Annotated in this window: 16 protein-coding genes; 15 read left to right on the top strand and 1 reads right to left on the bottom strand. The window is 65.7% G+C overall.

Annotated features, from left to right (window positions below; genetic code table 11):
- Positions 1-10 precede the first annotated feature (10 nt).
- From CA833_RS22630 to CA833_RS22640, 3 genes are read left to right on the top strand one after another with little or no spacing between them, the layout of a single operon-like run.
- Entirely contained in the window at positions 11-1,168 is a 1,158-nt protein-coding gene (locus tag CA833_RS22630) for a S9 family peptidase (protein ID WP_207080267.1), read from the top strand.
- Positions 1,165-1,956 carry a cyclase family protein gene (locus CA833_RS22635; protein ID WP_207080268.1) on the top strand — a complete coding sequence of 264 codons (792 nt, stop codon included), beginning with the start codon at positions 1,165-1,167 and terminating at the stop codon, positions 1,954-1,956. The genes CA833_RS22630 and CA833_RS22635 overlap by 4 nt, the downstream gene beginning before the upstream one ends.
- Before the next feature lie 2 nt (positions 1,957-1,958).
- A complete protein-coding gene (locus tag CA833_RS22640; protein WP_207080269.1) occupies positions 1,959-2,915 on the top strand; it encodes a fumarylacetoacetate hydrolase family protein in 957 nt (318 codons plus the stop codon).
- 7 nt (positions 2,916-2,922) lie between these two features.
- Here the strand turns inward: CA833_RS22640 and CA833_RS22645 are convergent, their stop codons facing one another.
- The gene (locus CA833_RS22645; RefSeq protein ID WP_207080270.1) at positions 2,923-3,825 is read right to left on the bottom strand and encodes a LysR family transcriptional regulator; all 903 of its coding nucleotides are present in this window, start codon (positions 3,823-3,825) and stop codon (positions 2,923-2,925) included.
- Positions 3,826-3,946: 121 nt separating this feature from the next.
- On the opposite strand from CA833_RS22645, the gene CA833_RS22650 reads away from it, so the two are divergent.
- The 12 genes from CA833_RS22650 to CA833_RS22705 all read left to right on the top strand — a co-directional run bounded on the left by CA833_RS22650 (position 3,947) and on the right by CA833_RS22705 (position 16,972).
- On the top strand, positions 3,947-4,738 hold the full coding sequence (locus CA833_RS22650) for a type 1 glutamine amidotransferase domain-containing protein (RefSeq protein ID WP_207080271.1): 792 nt from the start codon (positions 3,947-3,949) through the stop codon (positions 4,736-4,738).
- 90 nt (positions 4,739-4,828) lie between these two features.
- A complete protein-coding gene (locus CA833_RS22655) occupies positions 4,829-5,125 on the top strand; it encodes a putative quinol monooxygenase (RefSeq protein WP_207080272.1) in 297 nt (98 codons plus the stop codon).
- Positions 5,126-5,384: 259 nt separating this feature from the next.
- Positions 5,385-5,858: a CopG family ribbon-helix-helix protein gene (locus tag CA833_RS22660; protein ID WP_370584622.1), complete on the top strand. Its 474-nt coding sequence runs from the start codon at positions 5,385-5,387 to the stop codon at positions 5,856-5,858.
- A 121-nt stretch (positions 5,859-5,979) separates the two neighbouring features.
- Positions 5,980-7,059, top strand: a complete 1,080-nt coding sequence (locus tag CA833_RS22665) for a putative urea ABC transporter substrate-binding protein (protein WP_207080273.1) — start codon at positions 5,980-5,982, stop codon at positions 7,057-7,059.
- 40 nt (positions 7,060-7,099) lie between these two features.
- Positions 7,100-7,915, top strand: coding sequence for an ABC transporter permease (locus CA833_RS22670; protein WP_207080274.1), 816 nt, complete (start codon positions 7,100-7,102; stop codon positions 7,913-7,915).
- Positions 7,912-8,679: an ATP-binding cassette domain-containing protein gene (locus CA833_RS22675; protein WP_207080275.1), complete on the top strand. Its 768-nt coding sequence runs from the start codon at positions 7,912-7,914 to the stop codon at positions 8,677-8,679. Before CA833_RS22670 ends, CA833_RS22675 begins: the two co-directional genes overlap by 4 nt.
- Before the next feature lie 27 nt (positions 8,680-8,706).
- Positions 8,707-9,180 (top strand): CopG family ribbon-helix-helix protein, encoded by a 474-nt coding sequence (locus tag CA833_RS22680; RefSeq protein WP_207080276.1) that lies wholly within the window; start codon positions 8,707-8,709, stop codon positions 9,178-9,180.
- Positions 9,180-10,004, top strand: coding sequence for an urea amidolyase associated protein UAAP1 (locus tag CA833_RS22685; protein WP_207080277.1), 825 nt, complete (start codon positions 9,180-9,182; stop codon positions 10,002-10,004). Before CA833_RS22680 ends, CA833_RS22685 begins: the two co-directional genes overlap by 1 nt.
- A gap of 14 nt (positions 10,005-10,018) precedes the next feature.
- A complete protein-coding gene (locus CA833_RS22690; protein WP_142638699.1) occupies positions 10,019-10,654 on the top strand; it encodes an urea amidolyase associated protein UAAP2 in 636 nt (211 codons plus the stop codon).
- Positions 10,651-14,247 carry an urea carboxylase gene (gene uca / locus CA833_RS22695; protein ID WP_207080278.1) on the top strand — a complete coding sequence of 1,199 codons (3,597 nt, stop codon included), beginning with the start codon at positions 10,651-10,653 and terminating at the stop codon, positions 14,245-14,247. Before CA833_RS22690 ends, uca begins: the two co-directional genes overlap by 4 nt.
- A complete protein-coding gene (gene atzF / locus CA833_RS22700; RefSeq protein ID WP_207080279.1) occupies positions 14,244-16,013 on the top strand; it encodes an allophanate hydrolase in 1,770 nt (589 codons plus the stop codon). The genes uca and atzF overlap by 4 nt, the downstream gene beginning before the upstream one ends.
- A gap of 29 nt (positions 16,014-16,042) precedes the next feature.
- Positions 16,043-16,972 (top strand): YncE family protein, encoded by a 930-nt coding sequence (locus CA833_RS22705; RefSeq protein ID WP_207080280.1) that lies wholly within the window; start codon positions 16,043-16,045, stop codon positions 16,970-16,972.
- Positions 16,973-17,024: the final 52 nt, after the last annotated feature.

Raw genomic sequence — 17,024 nt, forward strand, 5'->3', positions numbered from 1 at the left:
GGAGCCCCCATTGGCCCTCTTCGAATACTTTCCGAACTACATCTGGAACCTCTCGGTCGCGATCGCGATGGAATCGGGCGCGCAGCTCGGCGAGATCATCGACATGTGCCAGCCGATCCGCGACGCGGCGGCGAACGGTGCCGATGCGGGCACGCCGCAGTTCATGAAGGCCTGGGCGGCGATGGGCGACAAGCTGCTGCAGCTTGCCGCCGAGGATGAGGCGAAGGGCCGTACATTCTCTGCCTCCAACAAGCTGGAGCGGGCCTCGCTCTATCTCATCACGGCAGAGCGCATGCAGGGCCACGGCCATCCCGGCCGCCAGGAGACTTACGCGAAGGCGCGCGAGGCTTTCGATCGCTCGACGGTGCTGGGCAAACTCAACCGCGAGCGCGTGGAAATTCCGCTGGAAATCGGCACGATGCCGGCACTGTTCACGCGCGCACCGGGAGAGGGGCACAAGCCCGTGGTGGTGTTCTGCAACGGCCTCGATAGCTGCAAGGAACTGCTCTACTGGACCCGTCTGCCGCAGGAACTGGCACGCCGGGGGATCTCCACGCTCTGCGTCGATCAGCCCGGTTCGGGCGAGGCGCTGCGCCTGCAGGGCCTACCGGTCGATCCCCATTCGGAAAGCTGGGCAAGCAAGGCGGTGGACTGGCTGGAGCAGCAGCCGGAAGTCGATCCCGCGCGCATCGGCATGACCGGCATCTCGCTCGGCGGTCATTTCGCGCCGCGTGCGGTTGCCTATGAGCCCCGCTTTGCCTCGGGCGCGGTCTGGGGGGCCAACCACAACTGGCGCGAAGTGCAGGACAAGCGGATGGCGCGTGAGGGCGAGAACCCGGTGCCGCACTACTGGGCGCACGTTCACTGGGCCTTTGGCGCCAAGGATCAGGACGATTTCCTCGCCAGGTCCGAAGCGATGAACCTCAACGGCCACATGGATTCCATCCGCGTGCCGTTCCTCGTCACCCATGGCGCCAAGGATCGCCAGATCAGCGCGGGCTATGCAGAGGATCTCTACGACCAACTCGTGAACTCGCCGCGCCGCGAGAAGGTGATCTTCACTGACCGCGAAGGCGGCGTGGAGCATGTCGGCGCCGACAACATGGCATATGGGCGCGACCTGATTTCCGACTGGTTCGCCGAGACGCTCGGAGGAGAAACCGCATGACCCGCCGCTTCGTCGATCTCTCGATCTCGCTCTGCAACGACGTGGTCAGCGATCCGCCGTTCCTGAAGCCCGAGATCACCTATCAGACCCACATGGATACGGCGGGCGAACTGGACATGTTCTTCCCCGGCGTCACGGCGGAAGACACGCCGGATGGCGCCGGCTTCGCGGCATCGGAATGGGTGAAGTTGACGACGCACAGCGGCACGCATCTGGACGCGCCGTACCACTTTCACCCCACCATGAACGGCAGGGATGGGGAGCCGGAGCGCTCGATCACTATCGACGAAGTACCGCTGGAATGGTGCTTCCAGCCGGGCGTGAAGCTGGATTTCCGGCACTTCCCTGATGGCTACGTCGTGACCGCCAAGGACGTGGAGGACGAACTCGCCCGTATCGGGCATGAGCTGCAACCGCTCGATATCGTCCTCGTCAACACCGCTGCCGGCGAGGCTCTGGGCGAGCCGAACTACGTCAACCGTGGCTGCGGCATGGGTTATGACGCAACGATGTACCTGACGGAGCGCGGCGTGCGCGTTACCGGCACCGATGCGTGGTCCTGGGACGCACCGTTCAGCTACACCGCGGAAAAGGTCAAGGAAACCGGCGATACCTCGCTGATCTGGGAAGGCCACAAGGCGGGCCGCGACATCGGCTATTGCCACCTTGAAAAGCTGCACAATCTGGAAGTGCTGCCAGGCAACGGCTTCACGGTCTCGTGTTTCCCGCACAAGATCAAGGGTGCCTCGGCAGGCTGGACCCGAGCCGTCGCGATCTTCGAGGACTGACCGTGCGCCTTGCAACGCTGGAGAACGGCCGTCCGGACGGTGAACTTGTCGTCGTTTCGGCGGACGGCGCCCGCTATCTGGCTACGGCGGGATTGAGCCTGCTTTCGGCCATGGAGGGCTGGCAGGCCGCCCAGCCCGACCTGCTGCGGCTGGCTGCGCTGCTGGAGGCAGGCGGCGGCGGGCGGCTCGATCCTGCGCGTCTTCGCGCGCCGATGCCGCGGTCCTGGCAATGGCTGGATGGATCGGCCTTCGGCACCCACGGCGAACTCATGCAGATCGCGTTCGGGCTGCCGCCGGTCGATACCGACAGGCCGTTGATGTATCAGGGCATTTCGGATCGCTTCTATGGCCCCAGCGAACCGGTGCCGTTTGCCGATCCGGCCCACGGCATCGATTTCGAGGGCGAGTTCGGGGTGATCGTCGACCATGTGCCGATGGGGACCAGCGCGGATGAGGCTCTGGGGCACATCACGCTGGTGGTACAGATCAACGACTGGTCCCTACGCGCCATCGCGCCGATCGAGATGAAGACCGGGTTCGGCTGGATACAGGCCAAGCCACCCTGCTCGATGGCGCCTTTCGCGGTCACGCCCGATGCCCTGGGCACGGCGTGGCGTGAAGGGCGGGTCTGCATGGATCTGCTCGTCGATCTTGATGGCAAGCGGTTCGGCGCGGCGAACGGCGCGGCGATGGATTTCGGATTTCATGAACTCGTGGCCCACGCCGCGCTGACGCGCGATGTGGTAGCGGGCACGGTGATCGGTTCGGGCACGGTTTCGAATGCCAACTATGCCGAAGTCGGCTCCAGTTGCATTTCCGAAGTGCGCGCGATCGAGATCATCCGCGACGGCAAGCCGTCAACGCCGTTCATGACATATGGCGATACCGTTCGCATGGAAGCGCGTCTGCCCGACGGGACGGCCCCGTTCGGCGTGATCGAGCAGAAGGTTTGCCGCTAGCCGGCCTTCAGGCTGCAAGCTGCCGCACCACATCGCCGATCAGGGATCGCAGCCAGCGATGGGCCGGATCGTGGCGATAGCGGACGTGCCAGGCGATTTCGACCGGGAACTGCCCAAGATCCACCGGGGCGGGAAGGACCTTCAGCCGCGGATCGTGGCGCAGCCGATTGCAGATCAGGCGCGGCAGCGTGGTGCAATAGTCGGTCACCGCGACCATTTCCGCCACTGCGAAGAAATTGGTCACCGAGATCGCCACATCGCGCTTGAGTTGCTGCTGTGCGAGCGCCTGGAACACCCCCGCGCGGATCCTTCCGGGCGGCATCACGTTGACGTGGCGCAGGTGTTCGAACTGATCGCGCGTGATGGCCTCGCCAACCTCGGGATGACCGGCGCGCACGACGCATTCAAGGCTCTCGTCCATGAGATGCTGGACGACAAGATTGTCCGGCGGATCGACGATGCGGCCAAGTACCATCGCGGTCGTCCCGGAAATGACGCCGGTCTCGCTCAGGTCGTTGCCGTAGGGCGTCAGGCGCAGTCTTATGCCGGGGGCAACGTGTGCCAGACGCGCGACGATGGCCGGCACCAGTACGAACTCGACATAGCCGTTGGGCGCGATCGTGAAGAGCCGTTCCGCATGCGCCGGATCGAAGTCCTGCTGGCCGAGCACGGCGTCGTCCAGACGGGCAAGGGCGTCCGCTATCGCAGGGGCCAGTTCCAGCGCCACGGGCGTCGGCTGGATGCCGTAGCGTTCGCGGATGAACAACTGGTCCTGCAGCATGGTCCGCAGTCGCGCGAGGGCGTTCGACAGCGCGGGCTGGGTCATTCCGAGCCGCTCGGCCGCGCGGGTCACGCTCCGTTCGTCCATCAAGGCGACAAAGATCGGCAGCAGATTGAGGTCGTAGCGCATTTAGACATATGCTCATAGATATATCTAAAATCCAAGAAATAAAGTTCTGAAATGATCTCGGGAAGGCCATCTTGCGGGCATCGGCGGATCGCCCGCCAATTGCGAATTTTCGGAGGTTAAGATGACCAAGGGTAAGGTTCTCGTTCTCGGCTCCAACGCCACGCGGATCGAAGTGCAGGGTGGCTACGCCGACATCGGCCAGTATCTCAACGAAACCGTCGTGCCGGTCATGGCTCTGATCGCTGCCGGCTACGAAATCGTCTTGGCAACGCCGGACGGCGGCAAGCCGACCATCGACCCGGTTTCGGATTCGCCAATGCATTTCGGTGATGACGTGGCCGCCCATGAGCGGGCCAGGGCGTTCTACGAGCGCGATCCCTCGATGAACGCGGTCCTCAGCCTGGGCGCGGTGATCGAGCAGGGGCTCGACCAGTTTGCGGGACTTTTTGTGCCGGGCGGGCATGCTCCGGTCGTCGATCTCATGCAGGATGCCGATGCCGGTGCGATCCTGCGTCATTTCCATGCTGCTTCCAAGCCGACCGCGCTGCTCTGCCACGGTCCGATCGCGCTGATCGCGGCGATGGCGCAGGCCCCTGCATTCCGTGCGGCGCTGATTGCCGGCGATGAGGCCGGTGCCCGAAAGCTGGCGGGGGACTGGCCTTACGCGGGCTACCGGATGACGATATTCTCGGCTTCGGAAGAGGCTTTTGTCGAGGAGCATGTCTTCAAGGCGAAGATGCATTTCGAGATGCCGCAGGCGCTCGGCATCGCGGGCGGTAGCGTGATCGTCACCCCGGTCGACTTCGCACCCCATGTCGTCACCGATCGTGAACTCATCACCGGTCAGAACCCGGGTTCGGACCGCGGCGTCGCCAAGGCCTTGATCGAGGCTCTCGACCGCGCGAATGCATGAACCAGCGGATGACCGGCGGGACGCTTCGCCAGCGCTTCGCCGGTCATCCGGACGGGCCAGCCGGGCTGGCGGGCAGCAAGGACAGGAACGATGACCGATACCGTGAAAATCATGGCAATTCTCACCGCCCGGCCGGGCAGGCTGGCCGACCTGCGGGCCTTGCTAGGCGGCATGGTCGCGGCCAGCCGCGACGAACCGGGCAATCTGCGTTATGACCTTTGGGTGGACCAGACCACGCCTGAACGCTTTGTGCTGGACGAGCTCTATGTGGATCGCGCGGCGGTGGAGGCCCATCGGGCGAGCGCGCACTTCCAGAATTATCTGGCCCGGATCAACGCGCTTGCGGATCGCAGCGCCCTGACGCTCGATCCGGTTGCGGTTGCCTGAGAGCCGGCCCGAAAAGCGCCGCCGGGGCATTTTTGACGGGGCGGAGGCTTATGGGCAGGGAGAGGATTTGACTGTCATGTTGCAGACCCTTGGAGTAGGGCGGGTTTCTTGACGTTCGCCCCCCCGGTACTCATCCTGTACGGCCGATTTCTTCGCGTTGTGCTGGCTGGAACCCGGACGTTTGGAAATCGAGGTTACCGATGATCGTTGAAAGGGATGCAGTTTGAGCGCCGATCCCGCCAGTCTTGCCCGGCTCAGCATGAGCCTGCCTGCCGATCTTTTCCGCCAGCTTGATGCAATGGTGGAAGAGCGCGGCCTGCCCTCTCGCTCGCAATTGATTTCCGAGCTGATCCGCCATGCGCTTGCCGAGCACGAGGCTCTCACCCGGCCGGAAGAGATGCTCGCCGGTACGATCACGATCGTCTATCGCGGGGACAAAGGGCGGGTGCGCCAGCAACTGGCACAGAGCCAGGCCGATTACCTCAAGGAAGTGATTTCCTCGCAGCACGTCTTCCTCGAGGATGACCAGTCCCTCGAAGTGCTGCTGGTGCAGGGACCGGCGACCAGGCTCAAGGAACTGTGCGATGCGCTGCGCAGCATTCGCGGCGTTCACCAACTGCAACTGGTGACGACCACCGCGCTCCTGCCGCCTCTGCACGAGCAGGACGCGGCGCACGACGGGCCGGTCCTTGCCGCACGCAGGCACACGGTGAAAAGCGAAGCGACGGCCTGACCGGGCCGTCCAATTGGCTCGGATACGTGGAGGTTATTACAGAATCGCCATCACGTAATAATTTTCGATGGACAACCTTTCGAATCGCGGCAATGCTGCACTGCGAAAGGGGACCCGAGTCATGATCGTATCGATCCGCAGAATATCCAAGGCCGCATTGCTGGCGGGCGTGCTTCTTACCGCAGCCTGCTCGCAATCCGGCGAAGCGCCCAAGGCGCGCACGGAGTTCAACATCGGATGGTCGATCTACGCCGGCTGGATGCCCTGGCCCTATGCCCAGCAGGCGGGCATCGTGAAGAAGTGGGCGGACAAGTACGGTCTCAAGATCAACGTGGTCCAGGTCAACGACTACGTCGAATCGGTCAATCAATACACCGCCGGCAAGCTCGACGGCGTCACCGTCGCCAACATGGACGCGCTGACCATTCCGGCGGCCGGCGGCAAGGACACCAGCGCGATCATCGTCGGCGACTATTCGAACGGCAATGACGGCATCATGCTCAAGGGCGGCGGCGACCTGAAGTCGCTGAAGGGCAAGCAGATCAATCTCGTCGAGCTTTCGGTGTCCCACTACCTGCTCGCTCGCGGCCTCGCTTCGGCCGGGATGTCGCTCAGCGACGTCAAGACCGTGAACACGGCCGATGCCGATATCGTCGGCGCCTTCGCCAGCCCCGACGTGACGGCTGCCGTCGCCTGGAACCCGCAGCTTTCGGTCATGAAGCAGCAGGCGGGCGCCAAGGAAGTCTTCAGTTCGGCCAATATTCCCGGCGAGATCCTCGATCTTCTGGCAGTCGATACCGCCACGCTGAAGGCCAACCCGAAGCTCGGCAAGGCGCTGGCGGGGATCTGGTACGAAACCGTGGCGCTGATGAAGCGCCAGGATGCCGAGGGCAAGGCCGCGCGCGCGGCCATGGCCAAGCTTGCCGGATCGACGCCCGAAGCCTTCGATGGCCAGCTTGCAACCACCTACCTCTACTCCGATCCGAAGGCGGCCGTTGCGGCCACGGAATCGCCTGCGCTCGTCACCACGATGACCCGCGTGCGCGATTTCAGCTTCTCGAAGGGGCTGTTCAAGGGCGCTGCGTCCGCCGATGCGGTCGGCATGTCCTTCCCCGGCGGCAAGACCCTCGGCGACCCGCAGCACGTGACGCTGCGCTTCGACGACAGCTTCATGAAGATGGCCGCCGAAGGCAAGCTCTGAGAGTCTCGCACTTCCGCATCCTCAAGGTGAAAAGACCGCTATGCGTTGGGTAAATCGTCAAGTCCGGCGAGGGGACCGTATGCTTCTGGGATCGCTGCCGATCCTGCTGCTGGTCGTGGTCTACCTTGTCCTCGCGGCGAACCGCCATGCGGTGAACCCGGCGGACAAGATCCTGCCTCTGCCATCCAGCATGGCCGAGAGCATGTCGGCGCTGATGTTCGTGCCGGACCAGCTTTCCGGGCAACTGGTGTTCTGGGCCGATACGCTCGCCAGCCTTCAGCGGCTTGGCATCGGGCTCGGCATCTCGACGCTGACGGCGCTGGTGGTCGGTCTTGCGCTGGGTGTGCTGCCGCCGGTCAGGGCCACGTTCGGGCCGCTGGTGACGGGCATCGCGGTGATCCCGCCGATCGCGCTCCTGCCGATCCTGTTCATCGCGCTGGGACTGGGTGAAACGGCAAAAGTGGCGCTGATCGTCATCGGCATCGCGCCGGTCATGATCCGCGACATCGCCGCCCATGTCGGTTCCCTGCCGCGAGAGCAGATCATCAAGGCGCAGACACTGGGAGCCAGCAGCTGGCAGGTGATGATCCGCGTGGCCTTGCCGCAGGCGATGCCCCGGCTGCTACATGCACTGCGACTGGCGCTGGGTCCGGCCTGGGTCTTCCTCATCTCGGCGGAGGCGATCGCGTCCGACGTGGGCCTTGGCTACCGCATCTTCCTGGTTCGCCGCTATCTCTCGATGGACGTGATCATCCCCTACGTCGCCTGGATCGCGGTGCTGGCCATCGTGATGGACGTGACGCTGACGGTCCTCAGCAAGCGGCTGTTCCCGTGGGCACACGGAGAAAACCATTGAACACGCTACTCAGTTTCAAGGACGTCTGGGTCGAATACGGCGACAGGATCGTTATCGAGAAACTCACGCTCGACATCGAGGCCGGCTCCTTCGTATCCATCGTCGGCCCCTCGGGTGCGGGCAAGAGCAGTTTCCTGCGCCTGATCCTCGGGCAGGAAGCACCGACCCAGGGCGAGATCCTGATGGACGGAACCCCGCTCCGTGCCGAGTGCGGGCCCGATCGCGGCATCGTCTTCCAGCGCTATTCGGTGTTTCCGCACCTTTCGGCGCTGCGCAACACGATGCTGGGCATGGAATGCGAGAAATCGCCCATCGCCACGCGGCTGTTCGGTGCCCGCCGCCGCGCTGCCCGCGAGGAAGCGGTGGAGATGCTGCAGGCGGTGGGCCTTGGCGACAGTCTCGATCTCTACCCCGCGCAGATGTCGGGCGGCATGCAGCAGCGACTGGCCATCGCGCAGGCCCTGGTGAAGCGGCCGCGCATCCTCCTGCTCGATGAGCCGTTCGGCGCGCTCGATCCCGGCATCCGGGCGGACATGCACACGCTGATCCGCCGTTTGTGGAGCGATTACGGGCTGACCATCGTCATGGTCACCCACGATATCCGCGAGGCATTCAGCCTCGGAACCCGCGTGCTGGCGCTCGACAAGCGTCGCCACGATCCGCACGCACCGCACCGTTTCGGCGCCACGGCGGTCTACGACCTGCCGCTGAAGGACCGCGTCGTGCATATTCCCGACGAGCGCGTCAGTATTACCATTGACTGAATAGGTAATAACTGGAAGGAGGTGCATATGAGCTCCGAATCCGCAAGCCTGGCGCGGCTCAGCATGAGCCTACCGGCAGACCTCTTCAGACAGCTCGACACGATGGTTGCGGAACGGGGCCTGCCGTCCCGTTCGCAGCTGATCGCCGAACTGATCCGCCACGCGCTTGCCGAGCATGGCTCGCTGGTTCACCCGGACGAGACGCTCGCGGGCACCATCACCCTCGTTTACCGCAGCGAAAAGGGCCGCGTGCGCCATCTGCTGTCGCAGACCCAGGCCAGCTATCTGAAGGAAGTCATTTCCTCGCAGCATGTCGTGCTGGAAGATGACCAGTCGCTTGAAGTTCTTCTCGTGCAGGGGCCGGCCGTCCGGCTGAAGGAACTGTGCGATGCCATCCGGCGGGTCCGCGGCGTGCAGCAGCTGGAACTCGTCACCACCACCGCTCTTCTGCCGCCGCTCCATGAGCAGGACGGCCACCCCCATTCGAACGGAGCGCATTGATGTCCGAAGTCCTCGCGAACCCGCTGGCCGCCCGCGATCATGCACGCAGCATGGAAGGCACCGTGGCCGAAAGCATGCCGGTGCTGCCCCCGGTGGCGGACGATCTGCCCGCAGGTGTCTCCCCGGAGGATCTCGTCTGGGAAGAGACCATCGCGGCGGGCGGTTATGCCACCCGGCGTCTTTCGCGCGGCACCCGGCTGCGGCTGATCGACCTGCGCGGCGATGCCTGTGCCTCGCTGCTGGTGTTCAACGCCGAGATGCCGACCGAGCGCCTCAACGTGGCCGATACCGTGAAAGTGCAGTGGAACGCCTATCTCGGCGCCGGCAAGCTGCTGCTGTCCGACATGGGGCGGGTACTGTTCAGCATTCTGGAAGACGATGCGGGCACGCATGACACCTTCTGCGGCACCTCGAATGCGGCCACCAATGCCGCCAAGTACGGCGATGGCAGCAACAGCGGCCTCTATCCCAACGGCCGCGACCGCTTCCTGCTCGGCAGTGCCAAGCACGGCCTCGGCCGCCGCGACGTGCATCCTTGCGTGACGCTGTTTAAGGGCACGCGGATCGAGGCCGACGGCACCATCACCCCGCTCGTGGGGCCTTACGAGGCAGGCCGCAGCGTGATCCTGCGCGCCGAGATGGACGTGATCGTGGTCATCGCCAACGTGCCCCACGTGCTCGACCCGCGCGAGGACTATGCGGCGACGCCGCTGCGCGTCTCGGCCTGGCGCGGCGCGGTGACGGGCGAGGACGATCCCGTCCGCACCGCCACCCCCGAAGGCCTGCGCGCCTTCAAGAACGTCGAAGACTACTTCCGCCGCTGAAAGGACACCGGATTATGAGCACCGATCCCCACATGTCCGGCCTTGACGGCAGCGTGATCCACGATGTCGTCGTCCCGGCCCGTGCGCCCTGGCTGCACCATATCGCCGCAGGACAGACGCTGCGCATCGTTGATCTCGAAGGCAATCAGGCCGTCGATTTCCTGCTCTATGCGGCCGAGGACGATGCCGAACGCTACAGCGCGCAGGATACCGTCTCCGCGCAGGGCAACCTGTTCCTGCGGGCTGGTACGAAGCTGCTGTCCAACGAAGGACGGCCGATGATGACCATCGCCGCCACCTCGGTCGAATACCACGACACTATCGGCGGCGCCTGTTCCTGCGAGTCCAACACGCTGCGCTATGGCCACCATACCAAGGCCGAGCATGCCTGCGTCGAGAACTTCCTCGAAGCCAACCTCACCGAAGGGCGCGGCAAGCGGGACATCGTCTCCAACATCAACTTCTTCATGAACGTACCGGTCGAGCCGGACGGGTCGCTGGGCATCGTCGACGGAATATCCGCGCCGGGCCTGACTGTGGACCTGAGGGCGGAAATGGACGTGGTTGTCGTCGTTTCCAACTGCCCGCAGGTCAACAACCCCTGCAACGGTTTCAACCCCACCCCCGTTCGGATGATTGTCACCGCATGAGCTTCGACACGGTCCTGATCGCCAACCGAGGCGCGATCGCCACCCGCATCATCCGCACGCTGCGCCGCATGGGCCTGAAGTCCGTGGCGGTCTATTCCGAGGCGGATGAGGGCTCCAACCACGTTTCCGAAGCAGATGAAGCTGTCTGCATCGGCGGCGCCAAGGCTTCCGACAGCTACCTCAACATCCCCGCCATTCTCGCAGCGGCGAAGAAGACCGGGGCCGGGGCGATCCATCCCGGCTACGGCTTCCTGGCCGAGAATGTCGAATTTGCCGAGGCCTGCGCCGCCGCCGGGATCGTCTTCGTCGGCCCGACCACGGACAATATCCGCACTTTCGGCCTCAAGCATAGCGCCCGCGCGCTGGCTGCCGCCCATGACGTGCCGCTGGCGCCGGGCACCGACCTCCTCACCGACGAGGAAGAGGCGGTCAGCGCCGCCACGAAGATCGGTTATCCGGTCATGCTCAAGGCCACCGCGGGCGGCGGCGGCATCGGCATGCGCGTCTGCGAGGACGAGACGGCCCTGCGCGAAGGCTTCGCCGCCGTGAAGCGGCAGGGGCAGAGCAACTTTGGCGATGCCGGGGTCTTCCTCGAACGCTACATCGGCCGTGCGCGCCATATCGAAGTCCAGCTTTTCGGCGATGGGCAGGGCCGCGTCATGGCGCTTGGCGAGCGCGATTGCTCGCTCCAGCGCCGCAACCAGAAAGTGGTCGAGGAAGCGCCCGCGCCGCTGCTGCCGGACTCCGTGCGGACCGAACTGTTCGCTGCCGCCGTCCGTCTGGGCGAAGCCGCGAAGTACCGCTCGGCCGGTACGGTCGAGTTCCTCTACGATGCCGATCGCGCCGAGTTCTTCTTCCTCGAGATGAACACCCGCCTCCAGGTAGAGCACGGTGTCACCGAAATGGTGATGGGCATCGATCTTGTCGAATGGATGGTGCGCGGCGCGGCGGGCGATTACGCCTTCCTCGACCGCGAGACGCCGAAGCCGCAGGGCCATTCGGTGCAGATGCGCCTCTATGCGGAAGACCCCTCGCTCGATTACCGCCCCACCTCGGGCACGCTGACGGCGCTGGAATTCCCCGAGGATATCCGCGTCGAGACATGGTGTTCGGCAGGCAGCACGGTCAGCGCCTGGTACGATCCGATGCTGGCCAAGCTGATCGTCCACGCACCGAGCCGCGAAGAGGCGGTCGAGGCGGCGCAAAAGGCGCTCGACGCCAGCCGCGTCGACGGGATCGAGACCAATTTGCGCTGGCTGCGCGATGTGGTGCGCACCCCCGCCTTCACCAGCGGCGAGGTTTCAACCCGCGTGCTGGACGGCGTGGCCTATCACCCCAATTCGATCCGCGTGGTCAGCGGCGGCACGGCGACGACCGTGCAGGACTGGCCGGGCCGTCAGCACCTCTGGGCCGTGGGCGTGCCGCCTTCGGGGCCGATGGACGACCAGTCGTTCCGCCTCGGCAACCGTCTGCTCGGCAATCCGGAAGGCACGGCGGGTCTGGAAGCGACCGTGACCGGCCCGACGCTGTCCTTCGTGGCGGCGGCGCGCATCTGCCTGATGGGCGCGGATTTCGGCGCGACGCTCGATGGCGCGCCGGTGTCGCTGGGCGTTCCCACCGATGTGCAGGCAGGCCAGACGCTGGCCATGGGCCGGGCATCGAGCGGCGGCATGCGCGGCTATGTGCTGTTCGCGGGCGGGCTCGACATCGCGCCTTACCTCGGCAGCCGCAGCACCTTCGAACTCGGCCAGTTCGGCGGCCACGCCGCGCGCCGTCTGCTTGCGGGCGATACGCTGCATCTGGCAAATGACGCCACCGACGTGCCGCTGCCCGAGGTGGTCCTGCCGGAGATCGCGACCGACTGGACCCTGCGCGTGCTCTACGGCCCGCACGGCGCGCCGGACTTCTTCACCGGCGATGACGTCGAGACGTTCCTCGCGGCGGAATGGAAGGTGCACTACAACTCCAACCGCACCGGTGTGCGCCTGATCGGTCCCAAGCCGCGCTGGGCCCGCACCGATGGCGGCGAGGCGGGCCTTCACCCCTCGAACATCCATGACAACCCCTACGCCATCGGCGCGGTGGACTTCACCGGCGACATGCCGATCATCCTGGGCCCCGACGGTCCCTCGCTCGGCGGCTTCGTCTGCCCCTTCGTGGTGATCGCGGCGGACCGCTGGAAGATCGGCCAGTTGACGCCGGGCGACAAGCTGCGCTTCGTGCCGGTGAACATCGCGGATGCGACCCAGGCCGATGCCATGCAGCGCGGCCTTGTCGAAACCGGCGCAGTGCCGGCCTCGTCCCCGGCGCGGGCGGTCGAGACGCTTTCGCCGATCCTTGCCGAGATCCCCGAAGGTCCGGGTCGTCCGCGCACGGTCTACCGCCAGCAGGGCGACCGCAATATCCTTGTTGAATACGGCCCGATCGTGCTCGACATCGAGCTGCGCATCCGCGTCCATGCGCTGATGACCGAGCTGGAACGGCTCGCGCTGCCCGGCATCATCGACGTGGTGCCCGGCATCCGCTCGCTCCAGTTGCACTTCGACGGGCAGGCGATGGACCAGAAGGCCGCGCTTGCCATGCTGATCGCGGCGGAAGAGCGGCTGGGCGATCTGGAGGACTTCGCGATCCCCTCGCGCATTGTCCACCTGCCGCTCAGCTGGCGCGATCCGGCGACGATCGAGACGATCGAGAAGTACATGGCGACCGTGCGCGACGATGCGCCCTGGTGCCCGGACAACATCGAGTTCATCCGCCGCATCAACGGCCTTGCCGACGCCGATGCGGTGGAGAACCTGATCTTCGAGGCGAACTACCTCGTGATGGGCCTGGGCGACGTCTATCTGGGCGCGCCGGTGGCAACTCCGGTCGATCCGCGTCACCGGCTGGTCACCACCAAGTACAACCCCGCCCGCACCTGGACCCCGCCCAACGTGGTGGGCATCGGCGGCGCCTACATGTGCATCTACGGCATGGAAGGGCCGGGCGGTTACCAGCTCTTCGGCCGCACGCTGCAGGTCTGGAACACCTATCGCCAGACCGACGCCTTCACCGAAGGCAAGCCGTGGCTGCTGCGCTTCTTCGACCAGATCCGCTTCTATCCCGTCAGCGCGGACGAACTGGCCGACTGGCGCCGCGAATTCCCGGCGGGGCGCCGTTCGATCCGCATCGAGCCTTCCGAATTCCGCCTTGCCGACTACCGCGCCTATCTGGCCGAGAATGCCGAAGGCATCGCCGAGTTCGAGGCGAAGCGGCAGGCCGCCTTCGACGAGGAACGCGCCGACTGGCAGCGCCGGGGCGAGTTCGATCACGCCGCCGATGCCGCCGAAGCGGACGTGGCGGTGGAAGCGGCCATCGAGGTGCCGGACGGCTCCAATCTGGTCGAGGCGCCCTACGGCGGTGTCGTCTCGATGCTGCTCGTCTCGGCAGGCGACGTGGTGGAAGCGGGCGACAAGATCGCCGTTATCGAGGCTATGAAAATGGAATGTCCGGTGGAAAGCCCCGGCCGGGGCACGGTCGAAGTCCTCTACATGCGCGAAGGGCAGTCGCTGCAACCCGGTGCGCCCATGCTCGCGCTGAGGCAGCACGCATGAGCGCGCCTGATCGTCTCAGCGCGGCCGAGATCGCCGCTGCCGTCAATGCGGGCCGCACCAGTGCCGTGGCCGTGGCCGAGGATACCCTCGCCAGGGTCGAGGCTTACGACGCGGTTCAGCCGCAGATCTGGATCAGCCGCGCGGCGCGGGAAGATCTTCTCGCCGCCGCCCGCGCCATCGATGCCCGCGTGGCCGCCGGGGAGAGCCTGCCGCTGGCGGGCGTTCCCTTCGCGGTGAAGGACAATATCGATGTCGCCGGCCTCGATACCACGGCGGCCTGCCCGGACTTTGCCTATCGCCCCGAAGCCTCGGCGACGGTGGTCGAGCGGCTGCTGGCTGCGGGCGCGCTCTGTGTCGGCAAGACCAACCTCGACCAGTTCGCGACCGGCCTTGTCGGCACCCGCAGCCCTTACGGCATTCCGCGCAATGCCTCCAACCTTGCCTATGTCAGTGGCGGGTCGAGTTCGGGCTCGTCGGTCACCGTCGCGGCGGGGCTGGTGGCCTTTGCGCTGGGCACCGATACCGCCGGTTCGGGCCGCGTTCCGGCAGCGTTTAACCACCTGATCGGCTTCAAGCCCACCAAGGGCCGCTGGAGCACGCAGGGCCTCGTCCCGGCCTGCCGCACGCTCGACTGCATCACCGTCTTCACCGACGACACCGCTGACGCGCGGCTGGTCGACAGCGTAGTGGCGGCGTTCGATGAGGCCGATGCTTATTCCAAGCCGCTGGCGGACAAGCCGCTCGCCAGCAAGCGCATCGGCGTGCCGCGCCGCGAGCAGCGCGTGTGGTTCGGCGATGCCGAATCCGAATTCCTCTACGACCGGGCGCTGGAAAACCTCGCGCAGCTTGGCGAGCTCGTCGAGATCGACCTCGCCCCGCTGCTGGAGGCTGCCCAACTGCTTTACGGCGGCCCCTGGGTGGCCGAGCGTACCGCTGCGGTCGAGGCGCTCTTGGCGGCAAACCCCGATGCCATCGACCCGACCGTCCGCTCCATCGTCGAGCCCGGCGCGGATGTCAGCGCGGTGGAGCTGTTCAACGGCATGTACCGCCTCGCCGCAATCAAGCGCCATGCGGATCTGCTGTGGGGGGACATCGACATGATGGCCTTCCCGACCACGGGCACCACCTACCGCGTGTCCGAACTGCTGGCGGCGCCGGTCGCGCTCAACAGCAATCTCGGGCTCTACACCAATTTCGTGAACCTGCTCGACATGGCCGCGCTGGCCGTGCCCGCAGGCATTCGCGCCAATGCCACGGGCTTCGGGATCACCCTGATCGGCCCCGCCGACACCGACCGCGCCCTGCTGGACGTGGCCGACGCCTACCTTACGGTCGCGGATCTTCCGCCGCCGCCATCACTCGATCTGGAGGGAAAGATGCAGACTGTGAAACTCGCCGTCGTTGGAGCCCATCTCAAGGACATGCCGCTCCACTGGCAGCTGACCTCGCGCGACGCCGAGTTCGTCGGCGCGTTCGAAACCGCACCCACCTACCGTCTCTACGCCATGGCCGACAGCGTGCCGCCCAAGCCCGCGCTGATCCATAGCGAGGACGGCGCGCCGATCGCCGTCGAAGTCTACGAACTGGGCGTGGCCGAGTTCGGCAGCTTCGTCGTCGAAGTGCCCGCGCCGCTCGCCATCGGCACGGTGACGCTGGCCGATGGCTCCAGCGTGAAGAGCTTCGTGGCCGAACCGCGCGCGATCACCGGCGCTGAAGACATCACCAGCCTCGGCGGCTGGCGCGCCTTCATCGCCCGCGCCGCCTGATCCTGTCGCCAATCCCGAAGGGGGGACATATGCGCAAGTTCGGATTGATGGCTCTGGCGGCAGCCGGTGCTTTGGCGACGATTTCGACCACCGCCCATGCTCAGGAAGAGCAGGTCATCCAGGTGCCGGGCTTCGCGGATTTCCTGGCGGTGGACGGCAAGACCGTCTGGGCGACCAATCGCGGCAAGGTCGAGCAATGGTCGCGTGAGGGCAAACTCGCGGAAGTGCCGATGACCCGCCCCTGCGGGGCCATGGCGATTGCCGAGGGCTCGCTCTGGGTGGCGGATTGCAAGGAAGGCGCGGTCAAGCGCATCGACGTGAAGACCGCGAAGCTGCTGGCGACGATCCCCACCGGCATTGCCAATCCGGCAGGTGAACTGAACGTCGTGGCCGGGGCGGGCTCGATCTGGGTCGCCAGCGACGCTGCCGGCAAGATCGCGCGGATCGATCCCGCAACCAATACAGTGGCGAGTTCGGTAGCGGTCGATCCGGGTACCTGGTATCTTGCGTTCGGGCTCGGCTCGCTCTGGGCGGTCAGCGCCACGCAGCAGACCCTGCAGCGCATCGATCCGGCCACCAACACCGTTGTCGGCAAGGCGCCGCTCGGCAAGGAGCCGGGTTTCCTCGCCGCCGGGGAAGGCGGCGTCTGGGTGCAGGAACAGGGCGACGGCACGGTCGCACGGGTCGATCCCGCCAGCGTTGCCGTTACCGGCCGCGTCAAGGTGGGCGCCAACCTCAAGTGGGGCGATATCGATACCGGCGGCGGCAAGGTCTGGCTGCGCACGACTGACGATCAGGTCTTTGTGGCCATCGATCCGGCGACGATGACGGTCGAAAAGCGGGCTGGCAAGGCCGCCGGCAGCGGGGCGCTGCGTTATACGGCAGAGGGGCTCTGGACCACGGCGCATGACCAGCACACGCTGACATGGTGGCCCAAGTCCGTCCTTTTCGGGGAGTAGAACAGCCCTGAAGAGGGGCTGAGCATGACCTGAGCGTCCCATTGGCGCGGTT

The sequence above is a fragment of the Novosphingobium sp. KA1 genome (genome assembly GCF_017309955.1).
Classification (GTDB): Bacteria; Pseudomonadota; Alphaproteobacteria; order Sphingomonadales; family Sphingomonadaceae; genus Novosphingobium.